Raw genomic sequence first — 18,214 nt, 5'->3', positions numbered from 1 at the left:
CGCTGATCGCCATGGCGAGGAACACCAGCCAGGCGACGCGCCGGGCGCACCACACCACGCCTCGGTCGAAGGCGCTGCGCACCGGCGGCGGGCCCTCCTCGCGCGCGCGGACCTGGGCCAGGGCCGCATCCGGGTCTTGAGTGGCCGGATCGTCTCCGGGCGGAGATTGTCGAGACATGGTCCTATCCTCTGGTAACAGACGGGCCTCTGGTGAAAACGGGCACTGATCCAAGCCAGGAAGCCCCGGCTTCCCGATCGGCGCCGGCATGACGAACGACGAGGCCGTTTCGGCCCCGTCGTGCGCGCTCTACAGGTACCCGCTACGGGTACTCGGTCTAGATCAGGAAGAAGCGTCGTCCGAAGACTGCTCGCCCGAGGACTGCCCGGCCTCTTCCGGCAGCAGGTTGTGGTTCTTCAGGTAGCTCACCACGGACTCGTAGAATTCGCCGGTGATCTCGTTCTTCTCGGACCAGACCTGCCACTCTTCCTGAGCGATGCCGCGGAACTTGGCGCGCTCCTCGGCCGACATGTCGACGATGTGGATGTCCGGATCCTGGCGGGCCTCACGCACGGCCTCCATGTCGCGGGTCTTGAGCTGGCCGACCATCTTGTAGGCCATGGCGTCGACGGAGGTGGACAGGATCTGCTTGAGATCGTCCGGCAGGCCGTCCCAGATCTCCTTGTTGAGCGAGACCGCGACCATCGGCAGCGAGTGGAAGCCCGGGTAGTTCGGATAGTTGGCGAACTCGTGCAGGCCCTGCGCCTGGTTGGTGGCGAACACCGTGTAGTCGGCGGCGTCGATCACGCCCTTCTCGAGCGAGGTGTAGACCTCGGAACCCGGCAGGTTGACCGGAGTGGCGCCGGCCTTCTCGAAGATGTTGTAGACCATGCCTTCCGGAGCGCGCAGCTTGAGCCCCTTCATGTCGTCGACGGTCTTGATCTCGCGGCTGGACGGCAGCGACTCCAGGCCGGTCGCCGCGGCGCCGATCAGGTGCACGCCGTACGGTTCGGCCAGCTTGTTGTAGATCTCCTCGCCACCGGCGTTGTTCATGTAGTCGAGGAAGTCGTAGGGATCGCTCCAGGCGCCGACCAGGTTGCCGATCATGCCGAACGCCGGATTCTGGCCGGTGAAGTAGCTGGGGTCGGTCAGGTGGCCCTGCAGGATGCCCGACTTGACCGCCTGCAGGGTCTGGTTGGCCTGGACCACGGCACCGACCGGCAGGATCTCGATGGCAATGCGGCCGTCGGACATCGTCTCGACGTTCTCGGCCCACTGCTTCTTCATCTCGAACTGCGGCTCGCCCGCGGTTTCCGACGTCTGGAAGGTCCATTCGTACTCGGCGGCCTGGGCACTGAAGGCCATGGCACCGAGTACGGCGGCGGTTAGCGTCTTGAGCGGTGTGCTTAGCGTCATGGGATTGGCGTCCTTTAATCGCTTGTTGTTTGCGTTTCGAGAGTGGGAAGTTGACGGGTCAGGTCCTCGAGACCGAGATCCCGCCCGGTGCGATCCAGCACCGCCAGCGCCGCTTGCGCGGCCTGTTCGGGTTGCCGCAGACGGATGGCTTCCATCACGCGGCGGTGGCGCTCCATACTGTCGTTGAGCTCGTCGGCGCTGTGGTTGGAGCGTTCGACCAGCAAGGCGATCGCCGGCTTGAGCACATGGCTGATCTGAGCCCAGACCAGATTGTGCGACGCGGCGAACACGGCCTCGTGAAAGGCCACGTCATATTCATCGTGTGTTCGTCCCTGCCAACATAGGTCCTCATCCTCGAGGGCGCGAATCATCCCCTCGTAGGCGGTTTCGATGGCGAGCAGGTCGACGGCGGTGGCGTTCTCGGCGGCCAGCCGGGCGACGAACGGCTCGACGGCGACCCGGAAGGCGAATATCTCGCGCTGGATGCGCGGGTTGGGCTGCGCGAAGCGCGCCATCCACACGCTGACCCGCGGGTCGAGCAGGTGCCACTCCTGCAGCTCGCGCACCCGCGTGCCCTGCCCCGAAATGCGCGTCAACAGCCCCGCCGCCACCAGCGTCTGCAAGGCGCTGCGCACCGTGCTGCGGCTGACCCCGAACTGCTCGCACAGGTCCAGCTCCTTGGGCACGAACTCCCCCGGCGCGTAGCGGCCGCTGAAGATGGCCTCGGCGAGGTATTCGGCTATGTCCGGTCGCTGGCTGCGACCCATGGCGGCAGTGGCTTGGCTCATCGGATCCCGCGATTCCTTGTAGGACTAGATGCTAGCTATGTCCGACATAGGATCAAGCAATCACAGGCGAAGCGCCTTTATACTTTGGTCGGCAATGGCTTGTTCGGTATTCAGGTGACATCGTGGTTTGTGGAGAGACTTGTTTCTGTTGGCAGCGGCGGCTACGAGACATGGGCTGACTGATCGGCTAAAAACACTTTGATGTCCATTTCTTAAATGTGTACATTATTAATGTACACCATTAATTACTGGACACCATGGCGACTTCAATGGAGTGTGAGATCGCAGAAGCGGCCATTGCCGCCTTCCAACGCGAAACCGGGCTGAGCGCCTCACTCAGTTCCGTTCCAAACGGCGCACAAGAAGAGGATATCAATGTCGAACTCGGCGGCCACCACTTCCCGAGCGAGATAAAGCGCTGGGCGGCTCACCTGATACCGGCGCTTTCATACCACTTGGCTGGTAACCCTGGTCGTCTCCTAATCGCCGATTACCTCAACGCCAGCGCCGCCAAGAAGCTGCAAGCCCAAGGCATCCAATTCATCGATACGGCTGGCAATGCCTTCATCGACCGACCTGACTTCAAGATCTTGATTCGAGGTAACGGTCGCTCAGCGAGCTTCGAACGGGGGGAAGAGCCGCACGCGGGCCAGCGTGCCTTCCAGCGCCAAGGGCTAATCGTTGTCTACCATCTGCTAATCGTTCCCGATCTGGTGAACGCCTCGGTGCGCGCAATCGCCGAGCGAACCGGCGTCTCTCATGGCACCGTCGCCAATGTCCTCAAGGCACTCGAAACCGGAGGCCTCGTGGCAACTAGGCATAGCGGAGAGCGCAGGGTCATCGAGCCAAGAAAGCTCATGGAGCGCTGGGTCCTCGGCTACTGCGAAAAGCTCGCCCCCAAGCTACTGATCGGCGAATTCTACGGCGAAACCACTGATTGGTGGGGAGAGCACGGCATGGATCGCTTCGCCGCGGCGTGGGGCGGGGAAATTGCCGGAGCCTTTTTCAGTGGTCACTTGACGCCGCAAATGGCCACACTCTTCCTGCCCAGAGAACATCTACCCCAACTGATGCAACAATATCGGTTGAGGAAGCCCCCAGCAGGTGTCGAAGCCAATATTCGACTCATGGAACGCTTCTGGAGGACGGACGATCAAGAACCCTCCATGGTTCATCCTTTGCTCGCCTATGCGGACCTGATCCGCAGTGGCGACTCCCGCAATGCCGAAATCGCAAGGATTCTGGATGAGCGCTATCTCGCTGACCATTTCAGCGCCTCTTGACGAGGTGGCCCGCGACGCATTGCGCGATGTCAGTACTATGGTCGAACGATTTGGTATCGATTATGTCCTGATCGGCGCCAAGGCACGGGATCTCATCCTTCATCACCATTACGGAGCACCGGTACGTCGCGCCACCGCCGACATCGACTTCGCCATCTACGTGCAAGGCTGGGAAGAGTTTCAACGGATCCACACGGCTCTGCTCCACAAGGGCTATCATCAAGGGCATGCCCCACATGAACTGCGCTCTACCCAAGGCTGTATCGTCGATATCATCCCTTTTGGTGGTGTCGCTGACGCTGACGCCACCATCGGCTGGCCACCGGAAGGCACGATCGAAATGTCGGTGATGGGATTCAACGAAGCATGCAGCACAGCTTATCGGGTCTACCTTCCCGGCCAAGCGCCACTCGAGATCAAAGTGGCCAACCTGGAAAGCCAAGCGCTATTGAAGCTCGTCGCCTGGACGGAACGCATACCCGATACCCGGCGCAAGGACGCCGCGGACATTGCCTATCTCTTCCAGAATTACAGTCGTGTGGACTGGGACAGGGGAACGCTCTATGAAGGCAAGTGGGCAGCAGTACTCGAGGAAAATGGCTACGACGCCACCCTTACCGCCATGCAGTTACTCGGTGCGCGGGCTCGCCTGATCGCAGCGCCCGGTACGCTCGCACACGTCTTGGCCTTGTTGAACGATGGCCTTCCTCGCCTCGCCCTCGAAGACTTGGCAACCGACATGAGCCGTAGCGTCACGGAAAGCGTCGATGAGTGCCTGCGCTGGCTGGCTACGTTCAAGCGCGGCCTTCAAGACCAGTAGCCTCGCCATTCATACCGCAGAGCCTGACTCATCAATGAACTGAAAGTTTCATCGCGAATGAATTCGCTCCCGCGAAGCCTCCACAAACTTAGCCCTTGAGGTTTTTCTGTGGGAGGGAACTCGTTCCCGATGGCGGAGGCCTCGAGCCAGCTTAATCGCGAACGAATTCGCTCCCGCGAAACCCTTCCGCGAGATCGGCCGTCTGCTGCTGGTACTGGCGCGGCGTCATGCCCTTCTGCTCGCGGAAGTGACGATTGAAGTTGGAGAGATTGTTGTAGCCGACCTGGAAACAGATATCGGCGATGGATTGCCGACCTTCGAGCAATAGGCGGCAGGCGTGGCCGATGCGGATCCGCCGGAGAAAGGCGACGAAGGTGTCGCCGGTAGCGTGCTTGAAGAACCGCGAAAAAGTGGAGGGCGTCATGCCGTTCTGCGCGGCCAGCGTCGACATGCGCAGCTCTTCATGGAAATGATCGTGGACATAACGCAGTACGGCGTCGACCTGCTCGGAAGAGGCGCCCTGGGCATTCAGACCGTACCCATGGCTGGCGAGAGTATGGTAATCGCACTGCGAGAGACGGCGTAGAATGGACAGCATCGTCAGCAGCCTTCCGGCATTGTCCTGCTCGCCCATCAGGACCAGCAATTCGGCACAGCGCTGCGCTTCGTCACCCTTGAACTCCACCCCCTGAGCCGAATCCTCGATGAGCGTCGACAGGCAGTTGAGCTCCGGGCAGAGGACCATCATGTGCTCCAGCCACTCGCCCTTGAACTGGAGAACGACGTCCCGCCCCTGGATCACCGGCCGCGCGTCATCGGGATCGCTGAACCAGGCATGCGGAATATTCGGCCCCACCAGCACCAGGTTGCCGGGTTCGAATCGGCCAATGTAATCGCCCACGAAATAGTGACCCTGCGAATAGCGTATGAGGTGCAACTCGTACTCGGGATGATAATTCCAGCGGGCGATGGGCGCGGGGAAATCATGGCAATGCCAGTAGAAACTGAACTTCGGGTCCTGGCTGATGCTCTCGAAGACAGGCGCGCCAAGACGGGTATCGTTGAGCTGCGCAGCAATCATGAGTTGTCGGTGCCTCTTTCAGCTTTGCCCCTGTGCAAGGCGGCAACACACGCCTTCCATTCCGGGCCCTCATTATCCCGAAATAAAGCGGATCGCTGGCCTCTCGTACCCGGGTCACGCTTTATACTTTGGTCACATCAGCCCTTGAGCCCGCATGGAGTCGGTGCCCAAACGGCTCGCAAAGCGCCATATAAAACAGGTAATTACCCACCTCCTTCAGGGTGCCTGCAAAAAAGTATCATTCCCTCGAAAATTATAGCCTAGCCGCTTTTCCAGCGTGACGCGTAGCTTCATTGCCAAGCCCACGGCGAGTCGAGTCCGGCCGACCGGCGGCCGGCCCTCGCCCAACTTCAACACGACTCGGGAAGCGCGCCATGAAAGCCAAAGCCCTGGTGCTGGAGAAACAACGCGAGCTGTCGCTGCGCGAGATCGACCTGCCCGACCAGCTCGCCCCCGATGACGTACGCGTGCGCGTACACACCGTCGGCATATGCGGCAGCGACGTGCACTACTATACCCACGGCCGGATCGGCCCCTTCGTCGTTCAAGAGCCGATGGTGCTCGGCCATGAAGCGTCCGGCGTGATCACCGAAGTCGGCAGCAACGTAAGCCACCTGAAGGTAGGCGAGCGGGTGTGCATGGAGCCCGGCATTCCCGACCTCACCTCGCGGGCCACCAGGCTGGGCGTCTACAACGTCGACCCCAGCGTGCGCTTCTGGGCCACGCCGCCGGTGCACGGCTGCCTGACCCCCGAGGTCGTCCACCCGGCGGCGTTCACCTTCGCGCTGCCCGATTCGGTGTCCTTCGCCGAGGGGGCGATGATCGAGCCGTTCGCGATCGGCATGCAGGCGGTGGTCAAGGCGCGCATGCAACCGGGCGACGTCTGCGTCGTCACCGGTGCCGGCCCGATCGGCCTGATGGTCGCCCTGGCGGCGCTGGCGGGGGGCGCCAGCGAGGTGCTGGTCTCCGACCTGGTCGATGAGAAGCTGGCGATCGCCGGGCGCTACGCCGGCATCACCCCGGTCAACGTCTCGCGGGAATCGCTGCGGGCAGCCGTCGACGAGCGCTGCGGCCGGGACTGGGGCGCCGACGTGGTATTCGAGGCCAGCGGCAGCCCCAGGGTCTACGACGACGTGCTGGCCTGTGCCCGGCCCGCCGGCGCGGTCGTGCTGGTCGGCATGCCCGTCGAGCCGGTCACCTTCGACATCGTCTCGGCGCAGGCCAAGGAGCTGCGCATCGAGACGGTGTTCCGCTACGCCAACGTCTACGACCGGGCGATCGACCTGATCGCCTCGGGCAAGGTGGATCTCAAGCCGCTGATCAGCGAGACCTTCGATTTCGACCAGAGCATCGCTGCGTTCGAGCGCGCCGCGAGCGCACGACCCGATGACGTCAAGCTGCAGATCACGCTTGATGCCTGACCCCGTCAGCCCAGCACACACTGGACCTGAACCCATGAGAGGTGAACAACAATGACCCAGTTCAAGCGTCGCGACATATTGAAGGGAATGGGTGGACTCGCCGGCCTGTCGTTGATGGGCGCGGGCTCGCTGCGCACGGCCCTGGCCCAGGGCATGGCCAGCGACGAGGCCTGGAAGCAGGCCAGCGGCACCACCATCCAATTCATCTCCGAGAACACCCCGCCGACCACGGCGATCGCCGCCAACCTGGCGTCGTTCCAGGAGCTCACCGGCATCACCGTCAACATCACCGAAATGCAGCTGGGCGCCCTGGTGCAGAAGGTCGCGCTGGACTTCGGCGCCGGACGCAGCTCCTTCGACGTGATCTATGCCGATCCCTACCAGGTGCTCGCGCCCTATCATCGCGGCCTGGTGGATCTCAATACGTTCATCAACGACGACCAGCAGCCGGTCGTGCCCAAGGGCATCGAGGACTTCATCCCCTCGCAGCTGGCCGCCGCCGGCCGTTTCGAGGACAGGGAAAGCCTCTATACCCTGCCTTACGACTGCCCGACGATGATCTGGATCTACCGTCGCGACCTGTTCGAAAAGTACCACGACCAGATGCAGCAGGATCTCGGCTTCGATCCGATGCCCTCGGACAGCACCACCTGGGAGCAGTACTACCAGATCGCCGAGTGGTTCAGTAACGGCAACGCCAGCGAGGTCAAGTACGGCACCGGCCATCAGGCCCAGCAGTACGACTCGCTGATGTGCGACTTCTCCAACGTGCTGTTCGCCCACGGCGGCGACTATTTCGCCAACGGCCAGCAGGTCGGCCTGCTCGGCACCGACTCCCCCGGCGCCTGCCAGCTGACCAGCGACGCCGCGCTGGAAGCCGCGCGCTTCTACCAGAAGCTGCTCAAGATCGCCCACCCCGGCAGCACCAGCTGGGACTGGACCGGCGTCGCCAACGCCTTCCAGAACGGCGAGTTCGCGATGATGCCCGAGTGGCACGAGTTCGCCGGCTCGCTGGAGAGCTCGGACCTGCAGGGCAAGGTCGGCTACGCCCCGCTGCCCAAGGGCCCGGCGCGCAGTGCCAACCTGTGGGGTGGCACCGGCATCGGCATCAACGCCAACGCCTCGGCCGAGAAGCAGAAGGCAGCCTGGCTGTTCCTGGTCTGGGCTACCTCGCCGCAGACCCAGTTGATGGGGCTGAAGAGCAAGGTCGGCGGCGGCACGCCGACACGCCAGTCGGTCTACGACATGCCCGAGGTCAAGGCCGCCAGCACCCCGCCCACCGACATGCCCAACATGCTCACCGCGGACACCATGCTGACCGCCTGGCAGGACGACCACATCGGCCTGCGGCCCAAGATCGCCCAGTGGAACGAGGTCGACACGGTGATATTCACCGAACTCTCCAAGATGCTGGCGGGACAGATGTCTCCCGAGGAAACCATGCAGAGCGCCAAGCAACGCATCGACCGCATCGTGGGGGCGTGACGCATGGTGCTGATGACCGGAAAACCCTCGGCGCGGCGACAGGGATTCGAGCTGGCGATGATGTCGCCAGCGCTTTTCCTGCTCGCCCTGATCACCCTGGTCCCGTTCTTCTCGATCATCTGGATGAGCTTCAACGACGTCAGCCTGATGGGCGGGCTGGCCTTCGAGTTCTCGGGGCTCGACAACTGGCAGCGGGTGTTCACCGACCCGGACATCCGCTCCAGCTGGCTGATCAGCCTGGTCTACTTCCTGGCCACGGTGGGCCTGGAGATGGTCATCGGCACGGTGATGGCGCTGCTGGTCTACAGCCTGACCCGGGGCAGCAACATCATCATCTCGCTGCTGCTGATCCCGATGTTCATCGCCCCGGTGATCGTCGGGCTGCTCGGGCGCTTCATGCTCGACCCCAGCCACGGCCTGTATGCCTGGATGCTCAATGAAAGCGGGCTGTTCGACGGCAACATCCTGGGCAGCGTCGGCTCCGCGATGGTCGCGGTCATCCTCATGGACGTCTGGGAATGGACCCCGCTGGTCGCGCTGATCGTGCTGGCGGGGCTCACCTCGGTGCCCGAGGACGTGCTCGAGGCGGCCGAGATGGACGGCGCCCGGTACGGCCAGAAACTGCTCTACATCATCCTGCCGTCGATCTCCAACATCCTGCTGGTGGCGCTGCTGATCCGCGCCATGGACGCGATCCGCTTCTTCGCGATCATCTTCATCACCACCAACGGCGGGCCCGCGGACTCCACCAAGATCATCCCCATCCGGCTCTACGACATCGCCTTCCGGTTCTTCGACCTAGGCTATGCCGCCGCCGTGGGCATCACCATGCTGGTGTTCTCGATCATGGTCGCCACGGCGTTCACGAAACTGCTCAAACGCCAGGAGAAGGCCTCATGACCGCCTCCAAGCGCTGGCTTCCCCTCACCGCCAAGATCGTCCTGCTGACGCTGTTGCTGCTGTGGACGCTGATACCGATCGTCTGGATGGTGCTCTCCTCGTTCAAGCCGAACACCATCATCACCGCCGATACGCCACGGGTCTTCTTCACCCCGACCCTGGAGCACTACGCCTCGCTGTTCAGCGGCGGCAACAGCCTCTGGCCCTACCTGCTCAACAGCCTGTTCATCGCCGGGGTCTCGACGCTGATCGCCGTGGTGCTCGGCTGCATGGCCGGCTTCGGGCTGTCGCGGATCCGCATCAAGGGCAAGCAGCACCTGGCGTTCTGGATCATCAGCACCCGCATGGCACCGATCGCGGCGGTGATCGTGCCGCTGTACCTGCTGTTCCGCTACCTCTACCTGCTCGACACCCACGCCGGCCTGATCGTCGCCTACCTGAGCTTCAACCTGCCCTTCGCCATCTGGCTGATGACCGCGTTCTTCGACGACCTGCCGCCCGACCTGGAGGAAGCGGCGATGATCGACGGCGCCACCAAGTTCCAGGCGTTCCGCTACGTGGTGCTGCCGCTGATGACGCCGGGGCTGGTGACCACCGCCATCCTGTGCTTCATCTTCGCCTGGAACGATTACGCCTTCGCCCAGACGTTCTCCGGCCCCAGCACCCAGACGATTCCCATCGCCGCCGCGCAGTTGCTGACCCAGACCGGCATCGACTGGGGCAAGCTGCTGGCGATCGGCACCATCGTGGTCTGCCCGATGGCGATCGCCGGGCTGCTGGTCAAGCGCTGGCTGGTCCAGGGGCTGACCCTAGGCGCCGTGAAATGACCGATCCCACGACAACGCTTCTACAACGGACAGGGAGACAACCATGAACGTGATGTCGCAGTTCGACCTGAGCGGCAAGGTCGCCGTGGTCACCGGCGGCAACGGCGGGCTCGGCGAGGCGTTCGCCCATGCGCTGGCCGAGGCCGGGGCGCAGGTCGCCATCGCCGCCCGCGGGCACGAGCGCAGCCTGGAAGTGGTCAAGGCCCTGGAGGATGCCGGGCACCGCGCCATGGCGGTTGAGGTCGACATTACCCAACCCGAGGCGGCGGACGCCCTGCTCGACGAGGTCGAAGCCACCCTCGGCCCGGTCGATATCTTCCTCAACAACGCCGGCGCCTGCCAGCACGCGCCGGCGCTGGACGTCACCCCCGAGCGCTGGCGCGAGATCTTCGACATCAACGTCCACGGGCTGTGGTACTGCGCCCAGGCCGCCGGCCGGCGAATGCAGTCGCGCGGCGGGGTGATCATCAACATCGGCTCGATCTCGGCGATGATCGTCAACCGCCCGCAGATGCAGCCCGCCTACAACGCCTCCAAGGCCGCCGTGCATCAATTGACCAAGTCGCTGGCCGCCGAATGGGCGCCCTACGGCATTCGCGTCAACGCGCTGGCCCCCGGCTACGTCAAGACCGCGATGGCGCCGGTCGACGACCCCCGATACAAGCCGCGCTGGATCGACGACGCGCCCATGCAGCGCGCCGCCACCCCCGAGGAGCTCGGCCCCACCATCGTCTACATGGCCAGCAACGCCTCGAGCTTCATGACCGGCTCCATCGTCGTCGTGGATGGCGGCTACACCCTCTGGTAGCAGCGATTCGCCTGACCGCCCGACCCGAACCACCAGGAACCCGACATGGCAACGCTCCAACTCAACAATATCGTCAAGGACTTCGGCGGCACCCAGGTGATCAAGGGCGTCGACCTCGAGGTCAAGGACCGCGAATTCGTGGTCTTCGTCGGCCCCTCGGGCTGCGGCAAGTCGACCCTGATGCGGATGATCGCCGGGCTCGAGAGCACCACCAGCGGCGACATCTCCATCGACGGCCAGCGCATCAACGACGTCGGCCCGGCCGACCGCGGCCTGGCGATGGTCTTCCAGAGCTACGCGCTCTACCCGCACATGAGCGTCGAGGACAACATGGGCTTCAGCCTGCGCCTGGCCAAGGTGCCCAGGGCCGAGCGCCGCGAGAAGGTGCTCGCCGCCGCGCGCATCCTGCAGCTCGAGGAACTGCTCGACCGCAAGCCCCGCGCGCTGTCCGGCGGTCAGCGTCAGCGCGTGGCGATCGGCCGGGCGATCGTGCGCAACCCCAGCATCTTCCTGTTCGACGAACCGCTGTCGAACCTCGACGCGGCGCTGCGCGTGCAGATGCGCATCGAGCTGGCGCGGCTCCACGAGGAGCTCGACGCGACGATGATCTACGTCACCCACGACCAGATCGAGGCCATGACCATGGCCGACAAGATCGTCGTGCTGCAGGGCGGCGTGGTCGAGCAGATCGGCTCGCCGATGGAACTCTACCACCACCCGCGCAACCGCTTCGTGGCCGGCTTCATCGGCTCGCCGAAGATGAATTTCCTGGAGGTCGAGGTGCGCGGCGCCGACGCCGAGGGGGTCGACGTGGCGCTGCCCGGCGGCGACTGCCGGGTGCCGGTCGAGGGCGGCGACGCCAAGCCGGGCGACACGCTGACCCTGGGCATCCGCCCCGAACACCTGAAGCTCGACGACCGGGGCCCGCTGAAGGGCCGGATCGTGGTCATCGAGCGCCTCGGCGGGGTCACCTCGCTGTATCTCGAGCACGGCGACAGCGAATGGATCCTGGTCGCCGACGGCGACGTCGCCCACCGCGTGCACGACGAAGTGCGCTTCTCCTTCGACCCGGCCTGCGCGCACCTGTTCAAGGGCGACGGCACGGCGCTGGTCCACCGCCACCGCCATCCGCTGGTCGACATCGACCGCAAGGAAAACCGCGCGGCGTCGGCCTGAAGGGGTTTATGGAAGAGACTTGTGGAAGGAGGATCTTGTGGGAGAGAACTTGTCCCGATTTGGTGCAGGTTTCCATCGCGAATAAATTCGCTCCCATGAACCCCGGCTCTGGAGGTTTGTGAGTAGTCACTGTTACCGATAGCGCATCCCTGCTCACTACTCAGTGCAGTCGGCCGGCGACCCAACCGCCCCGCGAACGCTAAGCCTTGATGCTTGCTTGTCACGTGGTAACATATAAGTTACCATAAAGGCATGAAGGTCGAGCTTCGAGAATTTCTACGTGACGATGGATCCAGCCCCTACCAAGAGTGGTTTGAGGGGCTGGATGCCCAGGCGGCGGCGAAGGTGGCCACCGCCGAGTACCGTATGTCGATGGGCAACACGTCAAGCATCAAATGGTTCGAGGGGATCGGTGAGTACCGCATCGACTGGGGCCAGGATATCGCATCTATCTGGCTCGCGATGGTGAGCAACTGATCGTCCTGTTCGGCGGCGGTACGAAGAAACGCCAGCAGTCCGATATCGACAATGCCAAGGCACTACGCGACGAGTACAAGCGGCGCAAGCGCCAGGCGAAGAAAGGAGGGAAGTGAGATGGCACTGACCCGTGATTTCAAGACAACAATCGGCGATCGCGTCGATCGCGATCCAGCGTTCGCGAAAGCCATGCTGGATGAGGCCGTCACGCTGTTTCTCAATGGTGAGCCCGACACCGCTCGCCTGATGCTGCGCGATTTGGTCAATGCAACCGTGGGATTCGAAGCGCTGGCCGACGAGACCGGCAAGCCCAGCAAGAGCCTGCATCGCATGCTGTCACCGTCGGGGAATCCCGGTATGGACAATCTGGCCGCGATCATCGGCGCGGTGCGCAAGGCACTGAAGGTCAACCTCGAGGTGCACACTGTCAGCGCGGCGTGAGCCATTCGCTGCCCCGAGCACACAGACTTTGATAACCCACAGAAGCATCGGTCTGGGGGCCTTTGTGGGAGGGAACTTGCTCCCGATTGCAGCGCCACCGAACCATGAACCTGGAGAGTTTTTGTGGGAGGGAATTCATTCCCGATTGGGTGCAGACTTCCATCGCGAATAAATTCGCTTATATGGACCCGTCCCGTTGTGCAAGCCAGCAGCGACGAGACATGAGGTGAGACTGCACGTTATATCCGGCCTCTTGTGGCGCCTGCGACACCGGGCCCTGATGGAATGCGCGCTCCCACGAACCCCACCCTTGGCAGTTTGTGAATGTGAGTCTGCTACCGAGAATAAGCAACCTCGGCTTTCTTGAGCACCGCCAGTCAATCAGCGCTTTCTCTCGCTCCAGGCGCTCGAATCGAATAAGGGCGCTGGGATTGCCATTGGGCGCAAAGCGAGAAGACGAATGCAGGCAGGTTCAGTGCTTGTCTTCGACACGCAACGACTGGACATTAGCAACTGTCAGGCCGGTAGCCTCGGCAATCTGTTCATCGCTCAGTATGCCCAGCTTGATCAGGTTCATCGCCGTCTCTTGCTTGGCTTCCAACTGACCTTCCTGACGCCCTTCCTGGCGCCCCTTCTCAATACCCAGGCGCTCAGCCGTGTTGATGTAAGGCATGTGCTTTTCCTCCTCAATGGCGTAGACCGCCTGTAGAAACGCGGGTTCCAGCCCCTTCGGCAGCTGAATCAGCCAATCGATGATGTTGAACAGCCGCACAATCTGCTCTCGCTGGTAGCCTCTTTCGAACAGCAGCCGCGTCAGAGCCACCTTGGTATCCTTGCGCGAGGCACCGTTCTTGAGCCGCTTGGCCTTGACCTGTGCCATCACCACCAGGGCGAAGACGTTGTCGCTGGCTTCCAGTTCCGTCCAGCGTGCCTCCCAGTCAATCAGTTTAGCCATGGGGAAAGTAAAGGTCAGCTCGCATCCCCAGCGCTGATAGCGAAAGGCGGTGGGCCGGAAGCGCTCGCGGATGTCGGCCAGCACCGCGAGACTGACCACATCCATCCCGTAGCGATCCCGCAACCGGTATTGGTAGGTGTACATGCGCTCGGCAAAGTCGTCCTCCGGCTCGCCCTGTACCTCAACATGGATGAGCACCCAGGTCTCGCTGCCGTCACGGGCGTAGACCTTGGTCAGTTTGTCGGCGTAGCGCCTACCGCTACTGGCATCCGCCGTAACTTGCTGCAATTCCTTGTCGAGGAAGCTGTAGCCCTTCGGCCAGTCCACCTGCTCATGGATCGCCGGGAACAACAAGTCCAGGAGCTCCTGGAAATAATCCTCCAGCGCCATCTTCAGTGTTGGTTTAATTGACAACACACAATCTCGTTGGTACAAGTACTAACATGAAGGCTGAATTGCTGCTCCGCGAGCGGCACCAGGTAGCGGCCAATGCTTTTGCAGAGTTACGCATCTGGCGGGTGCCCCAGACGGTGCGAGGCTCACGACACGAATATAAATACGCCTTGGCCTATGTTGTCGCGGGAGAATGCGTGCTCCGTTACGACAACGAAGCAGGTAAAGGCGATCACAAGCACATCGGCGCAGAAGAAGTACCTTACACATTCACCACGCCAGCGCGGTTGCTGGCTGACTTCTGGGCCGACGTAGATCAATGGAGGTGCACATGACGACCGTAACGCTCTCTGTCGCTTCCCGCGAGGATGTGACCCGACGAGCCCTGTCAGCTTTCAAGGGCGAACAACAAGGGACCCATATCTCCTTCTCGTCCGTGGAACTGCTGTGGCAGACCATGACGCGGAAACGCTGGGAGTTGCTCAAGACGATGACCGGCCAAGGCGCCATGAGCATCCGTGAGGCTTCCAGGCGCGTCGGGCGTGACGTGAAGGCAGTGCATGGTGACGTTCATGCCCTGCTCGATGCCGGCATCCTGGATCACACGGACGATGGCAAGATCGTGTTTCCTTTCGATAAGGTGCATGTGGACTTCACGCTGACAGCAGTAGCCTGACCTGAGTTGACATCAATCTTCAGCATCAGGGCTGCCAGGCCCATAAACCACTTAATCCGGATACTTGGCACCATCAGCTTCCCTTAAGCACCGCCATCGAATCAGCGCTACTATCGTCTGCGATCACTCGACACAAGGACGTAGCCCGATGTCACTGAGCAGCCTCCAGTATCTGGTCCTGCCGCCCATGGGCAATATCCTGCTGGCCCTGCTCGGGGCCCTGCTCTGGCGCGGTTCCCGGGGGCTGAGCCTTACCCTGATGATCGCCGGCCTGCTGTCGCTGCTGCTGATATCGACGCCGCTGGTCAGCTACTGGCTGCGCCACGGCCTGGAGGTCTACCCGCCGCTGACGCCGACGGAGGCCAAGCGGGGCCAGGCGATCGTGATCCTCGGCGGCGGGCGCAACTACGACTCGCCCGAGTTCGGCTGGGGCGACGCCCCATCCAACACCACCTGGCGACGGCTGGCCTACGGTGCCCTGCTGGCCAAGCAATACGACCTGCCGGTACTGCTCAGCGGCGGCCGGGTGCACAAAGAGGCCCTCGCCGAATCGCAGCTGATGGCCAGGGCGATGCGCCAGCTCTTCGACATCGACCCCGCCTGGGTCGAAACGCAAAGCCGCGACACCGCCGAGAACGCCACCGAATCGGCGCGTCTGCTCGGAGGCACGGGCGTTCAACGCCTGCTGCTGGTGAGCCAGGCCTGGCACCTGCCCCGTGCCGTGGCCGCCTTCGAGCATGCCGGGCTGGAGGCGATCCCCGCCCCCACGGAATTCACCGCCGGGCCTGGCCTCGGCCCACTCGCCTTCGTACCGCGCGCCTATTACCTGCGCCAGAGCACCCAGGCCCTGCATGAATGGCTGGGGCGGCTGGTCTACGCCCTGCAGAGGGATCTGTAATCACTGAACGCTCAACGCACAGTAACGCTCGACTCCGACGCCAGCAGCGAAAGATAGCGACTCGATATCTCCTCCGGCGCGAACCGCAGGTAATGGCCAGGTAAAATAGCCGGTGGTTGCTCGATCATCTGGGCGATCTTCGTCGCCAGCTTATCCTCGTCGTCGCGTTCCACGAGGCATTCGGCAAGCTCCCCGGTCAGAATATCCCTGGGGCCCGAGGGGCAGTCCGTGCTGACGACCGGCGTGCCGCAAATCAAGGCTTCCGCGATGACACGGCCAAACCCTTCATAATCGGAGGTCAGGACCAGCAGCCGGGCATTATGGATGTACGGGTAAGGATTGTTCGTCTTGCCAATGAACAGCACCCTGTCTTCCACCCCCAGCTCCTTCGCCAGGGCGCTGGCCCCAGCGATATCGCCATCGCCGACGACCACGAGCTTGCTTGATGTTGCGCTTTTCCTGTACGCCCTCAAGAGCCGGTCATAGCGCTTCTGGCGTAGGTCCAGGCGGCCGACGAAGACGATATAATCGTCGATGTCGACCGTTTCATGCATGCGGCCCTGAATGGACTCGGCATCGATGATGTTGTGGATGACCCTGGCATCGGCCGGCACAACGCCGTGGGCGGCAAGGGACTCCACGATTCCGCTGGAAATCGCGATCACCCGCTTCCCGCCATAGAGCTTTTTCAGCTTGCGCCTGGCTTTCCAACGAAACGAACTCTTGCCCAGAAGCGCCTGGGTGGGGTCGGTGCGGATGCATAACCACGCCTTTTCCGACAAGCAAGAGTGTGCAACGACCTGATGGGCATAATAGAGATTGGCGATGACCACATCGAAAGTCTCGTCGCTTTCGTTCAGCCACTTTTCCACGCCCCGGGCGTGCAGACGAAAGCGGTTCCATTTCTGCCAGACGTTCCTGTAGGCAAAGGGTATGGCCTGTACGTGAACGCCATCCGGGATCTCGTGCCATATCTTGTCGCTCAGCACCAGGATGGTGACCCGGCAGCCGCGCGCCACCAGGGCCTGTGCCAGATTGAGGATGGAGATCGGCGCGCCGCCACCCCCCAGGTGGTCCGACAGGAACAAAAAAGATCCTTCATGCTGGCTGCTCACAGTCGTGCCTTTTTCCATTACCTGCGGATCAATCACCCTTTGGCCTCATGTCGATATGCGAAGGATCTCTTACAAGAGTATCCAACGGCACCTCCTTGAGTTTTTCCAGCCCCGGCTGCCAATTGGTCGTGATGCCCAGGAAGTGCATGAAAAACCCGCGCCTCGATTCCAGCCTCTCGGGCTTGTTGCGTTTAAGACGCTTCTTGAACAACAGCTTCCTGTAGGTCCACGTGTTATGCTGCGAGATAATGTCCACAGCATCGTAACGACAAACGAACTTCCGTGCAGACTTCTTTCTTCTGGCCTCGCGATGACAAAAGTCATAATAAGAATAACTACTCTTGTCCAGCTTGACGAACGGGACATTGTAGCTAGCGAGGTAGAGGGTGCCGTTTTTCTCGACGTCTCTGTCTATGTCCTGGCGATTTGCTATGAGCAATTCATCGATATCGAAGTTGAAAAGCACCCCATCCTTGGCAAAACGGTGCAAACAGTGATTCAAGGCGCCGGGCTGCGCGAATTTGTTGAATCGCTTTCCGGGCGGACCGTAAGGATATCCCCAGCGAATGATGTGGGCACGGCCGGCAAGCTCACGCTCCAGCTCGTCGACATTATCGCTGCCGTTATCGTAGATGTAGATCTCGTCAAGATTGTAGTTCGCACTATAAAAATCAACCCAGTCCGAAATCCACTCTACCCTGTTGTTCTTGGATATGGCCACAAGCACGCTTTTTCCAACCGGCACGCTCAAACCTTTCAGCCGATGAGTTACATGAAAGCCCTCGAACTGAAAAACCACTTCATAATCATCCGCCGGCTCGACCCTTGCTTTCATGAAAGACAGCTTGTGCTCTTCATGCTCGCTCAGCGAAAAAGGGATTTTCTTGCCATTGACTACCAAGGTGGCACTTTCCATGTAGCCATGGAGATTCAACCCTGGCGGCCCTATCGCCACCAGCGACGAGTCCTTCTCATCAATAAACACGTCATAAAAGAGAGTCTTATGATCGAAATTGACCAGCTCACCTGGTGCAAACGCGTCCCTGGCGTTAGGGGTTCTTTCCAAGCCCATATCTTCTGGAATAAAGACCGGATTTATCTCTACACTCATAACTCGATACAAGCCTGCATAAGGTAAATACAACATGGCAATTGCCCCTGAGCCGCCCAGGACTGCCAGCGAGAGCGCCCAGAGGGGGCGTACCTGTCACGCCCCATCACGGCCAGGTCAACCAAAATCGATACCGACGATTAGC

General features: G+C 61.8%; 19 protein-coding genes. 13 read left to right on the top strand and 6 right to left on the bottom strand.

What is annotated here, in order from left to right:
- Nucleotides 1-340 precede the first annotated feature (340 nt).
- Complete coding sequence (locus HR9077_RS13385; protein ID WP_136067502.1) at nucleotides 341-1,414, bottom strand: TRAP transporter substrate-binding protein; 1,074 nt, start codon at nucleotides 1,412-1,414, stop codon at nucleotides 341-343.
- Nucleotides 1,415-1,428: 14 nt separating this feature from the next.
- Entirely contained in the window at nucleotides 1,429-2,202 is a 774-nt protein-coding gene (locus HR9077_RS13380) for a FadR/GntR family transcriptional regulator (protein WP_136067501.1), read from the bottom strand.
- A 269-nt stretch (nucleotides 2,203-2,471) separates the two neighbouring features.
- Here HR9077_RS13380 and HR9077_RS13375 point away from each other — a divergent pair, with 269 nt between their 5' ends.
- Nucleotides 2,472-3,485 (top strand): type IV toxin-antitoxin system AbiEi family antitoxin, encoded by a 1,014-nt coding sequence (locus HR9077_RS13375; RefSeq protein WP_168380955.1) that lies wholly within the window; start codon nucleotides 2,472-2,474, stop codon nucleotides 3,483-3,485.
- The gene (locus tag HR9077_RS13370) at nucleotides 3,448-4,305 is read left to right on the top strand and encodes a nucleotidyl transferase AbiEii/AbiGii toxin family protein (protein ID WP_168380954.1); all 858 of its coding nucleotides are present in this window, start codon (nucleotides 3,448-3,450) and stop codon (nucleotides 4,303-4,305) included. The genes HR9077_RS13375 and HR9077_RS13370 overlap by 38 nt, the downstream gene beginning before the upstream one ends.
- A gap of 151 nt (nucleotides 4,306-4,456) precedes the next feature.
- Here HR9077_RS13370 and HR9077_RS13365 read toward each other — a convergent pair whose 3' ends face one another.
- Nucleotides 4,457-5,386, bottom strand: a complete 930-nt coding sequence (locus tag HR9077_RS13365) for a helix-turn-helix domain-containing protein (protein WP_136067498.1) — start codon at nucleotides 5,384-5,386, stop codon at nucleotides 4,457-4,459.
- A 374-nt stretch (nucleotides 5,387-5,760) separates the two neighbouring features.
- On the opposite strand from HR9077_RS13365, the gene HR9077_RS13360 reads away from it, so the two are divergent.
- The 8 genes from HR9077_RS13360 to HR9077_RS13325 all read left to right on the top strand — a co-directional run bounded on the left by HR9077_RS13360 (nucleotide 5,761) and on the right by HR9077_RS13325 (nucleotide 12,921).
- Nucleotides 5,761-6,807: an NAD(P)-dependent alcohol dehydrogenase gene (locus HR9077_RS13360; protein ID WP_136067497.1), complete on the top strand. Its 1,047-nt coding sequence runs from the start codon at nucleotides 5,761-5,763 to the stop codon at nucleotides 6,805-6,807.
- Between the two features lie 51 nt (nucleotides 6,808-6,858).
- A complete protein-coding gene (locus HR9077_RS13355; protein WP_136067496.1) occupies nucleotides 6,859-8,292 on the top strand; it encodes an ABC transporter substrate-binding protein in 1,434 nt (477 codons plus the stop codon).
- A gap of 3 nt (nucleotides 8,293-8,295) precedes the next feature.
- Nucleotides 8,296-9,192, top strand: coding sequence for a carbohydrate ABC transporter permease (locus HR9077_RS13350; protein ID WP_136067495.1), 897 nt, complete (start codon nucleotides 8,296-8,298; stop codon nucleotides 9,190-9,192).
- The gene (locus HR9077_RS13345) at nucleotides 9,189-10,019 is read left to right on the top strand and encodes a carbohydrate ABC transporter permease (protein ID WP_136067494.1); all 831 of its coding nucleotides are present in this window, start codon (nucleotides 9,189-9,191) and stop codon (nucleotides 10,017-10,019) included. The genes HR9077_RS13350 and HR9077_RS13345 overlap by 4 nt, the downstream gene beginning before the upstream one ends.
- A 43-nt stretch (nucleotides 10,020-10,062) precedes the next feature.
- On the top strand, nucleotides 10,063-10,827 hold the full coding sequence (locus HR9077_RS13340; protein ID WP_136067493.1) for an SDR family oxidoreductase: 765 nt from the start codon (nucleotides 10,063-10,065) through the stop codon (nucleotides 10,825-10,827).
- A 45-nt stretch (nucleotides 10,828-10,872) separates the two neighbouring features.
- Complete coding sequence (locus HR9077_RS13335; protein ID WP_136067492.1) at nucleotides 10,873-12,003, top strand: ABC transporter ATP-binding protein; 1,131 nt, start codon at nucleotides 10,873-10,875, stop codon at nucleotides 12,001-12,003.
- Nucleotides 12,004-12,255: 252 nt separating this feature from the next.
- Nucleotides 12,256-12,480 carry a hypothetical protein gene (locus HR9077_RS13330; protein WP_244613226.1) on the top strand — a complete coding sequence of 75 codons (225 nt, stop codon included), beginning with the start codon at nucleotides 12,256-12,258 and terminating at the stop codon, nucleotides 12,478-12,480.
- A gap of 117 nt (nucleotides 12,481-12,597) precedes the next feature.
- Nucleotides 12,598-12,921 carry a helix-turn-helix domain-containing transcriptional regulator gene (locus HR9077_RS13325; RefSeq protein WP_136067491.1) on the top strand — a complete coding sequence of 108 codons (324 nt, stop codon included), beginning with the start codon at nucleotides 12,598-12,600 and terminating at the stop codon, nucleotides 12,919-12,921.
- A 472-nt stretch (nucleotides 12,922-13,393) separates the two neighbouring features.
- On the opposite strand, the gene HR9077_RS13320 is transcribed toward HR9077_RS13325, so the two are convergent.
- Complete coding sequence (locus HR9077_RS13320; RefSeq protein ID WP_244613224.1) at nucleotides 13,394-14,293, bottom strand: RpnC/YadD family protein; 900 nt, start codon at nucleotides 14,291-14,293, stop codon at nucleotides 13,394-13,396.
- A 26-nt stretch (nucleotides 14,294-14,319) separates the two neighbouring features.
- On the opposite strand from HR9077_RS13320, the gene HR9077_RS13315 reads away from it, so the two are divergent.
- The 3 genes from HR9077_RS13315 to HR9077_RS13305 all read left to right on the top strand — a co-directional run bounded on the left by HR9077_RS13315 (nucleotide 14,320) and on the right by HR9077_RS13305 (nucleotide 15,843).
- Entirely contained in the window at nucleotides 14,320-14,604 is a 285-nt protein-coding gene (locus HR9077_RS13315) for a toxin-antitoxin system TumE family protein (protein ID WP_136067490.1), read from the top strand.
- Entirely contained in the window at nucleotides 14,601-14,945 is a 345-nt protein-coding gene (locus HR9077_RS13310) for an HVO_A0114 family putative DNA-binding protein (protein ID WP_136067489.1), read from the top strand. Before HR9077_RS13315 ends, HR9077_RS13310 begins: the two co-directional genes overlap by 4 nt.
- Before the next feature lie 148 nt (nucleotides 14,946-15,093).
- Nucleotides 15,094-15,843 carry a YdcF family protein gene (locus HR9077_RS13305; RefSeq protein WP_136067488.1) on the top strand — a complete coding sequence of 250 codons (750 nt, stop codon included), beginning with the start codon at nucleotides 15,094-15,096 and terminating at the stop codon, nucleotides 15,841-15,843.
- Nucleotides 15,844-15,854: 11 nt separating this feature from the next.
- Here HR9077_RS13305 and HR9077_RS13300 read toward each other — a convergent pair whose 3' ends face one another.
- Together HR9077_RS13300 and HR9077_RS13295 are read right to left on the bottom strand one after the other, a co-directional pair.
- Nucleotides 15,855-16,994, bottom strand: a complete 1,140-nt coding sequence (locus HR9077_RS13300; protein WP_136067487.1) for a glycosyltransferase — start codon at nucleotides 16,992-16,994, stop codon at nucleotides 15,855-15,857.
- Nucleotides 16,987-18,105: a glycosyltransferase family 92 protein gene (locus tag HR9077_RS13295; RefSeq protein ID WP_244613222.1), complete on the bottom strand. Its 1,119-nt coding sequence runs from the start codon at nucleotides 18,103-18,105 to the stop codon at nucleotides 16,987-16,989. The genes HR9077_RS13300 and HR9077_RS13295 overlap by 8 nt, the downstream gene beginning before the upstream one ends.
- Nucleotides 18,106-18,214 lie beyond the last annotated feature (109 nt).

Origin of the sequence: Modicisalibacter radicis (assembly GCF_900961225.1) — a bacterium.
Classification (GTDB): Bacteria; Pseudomonadota; Gammaproteobacteria; order Pseudomonadales; family Halomonadaceae; genus Modicisalibacter.
This window is presented reverse-complemented; position numbering and strand designations above follow the sequence as displayed.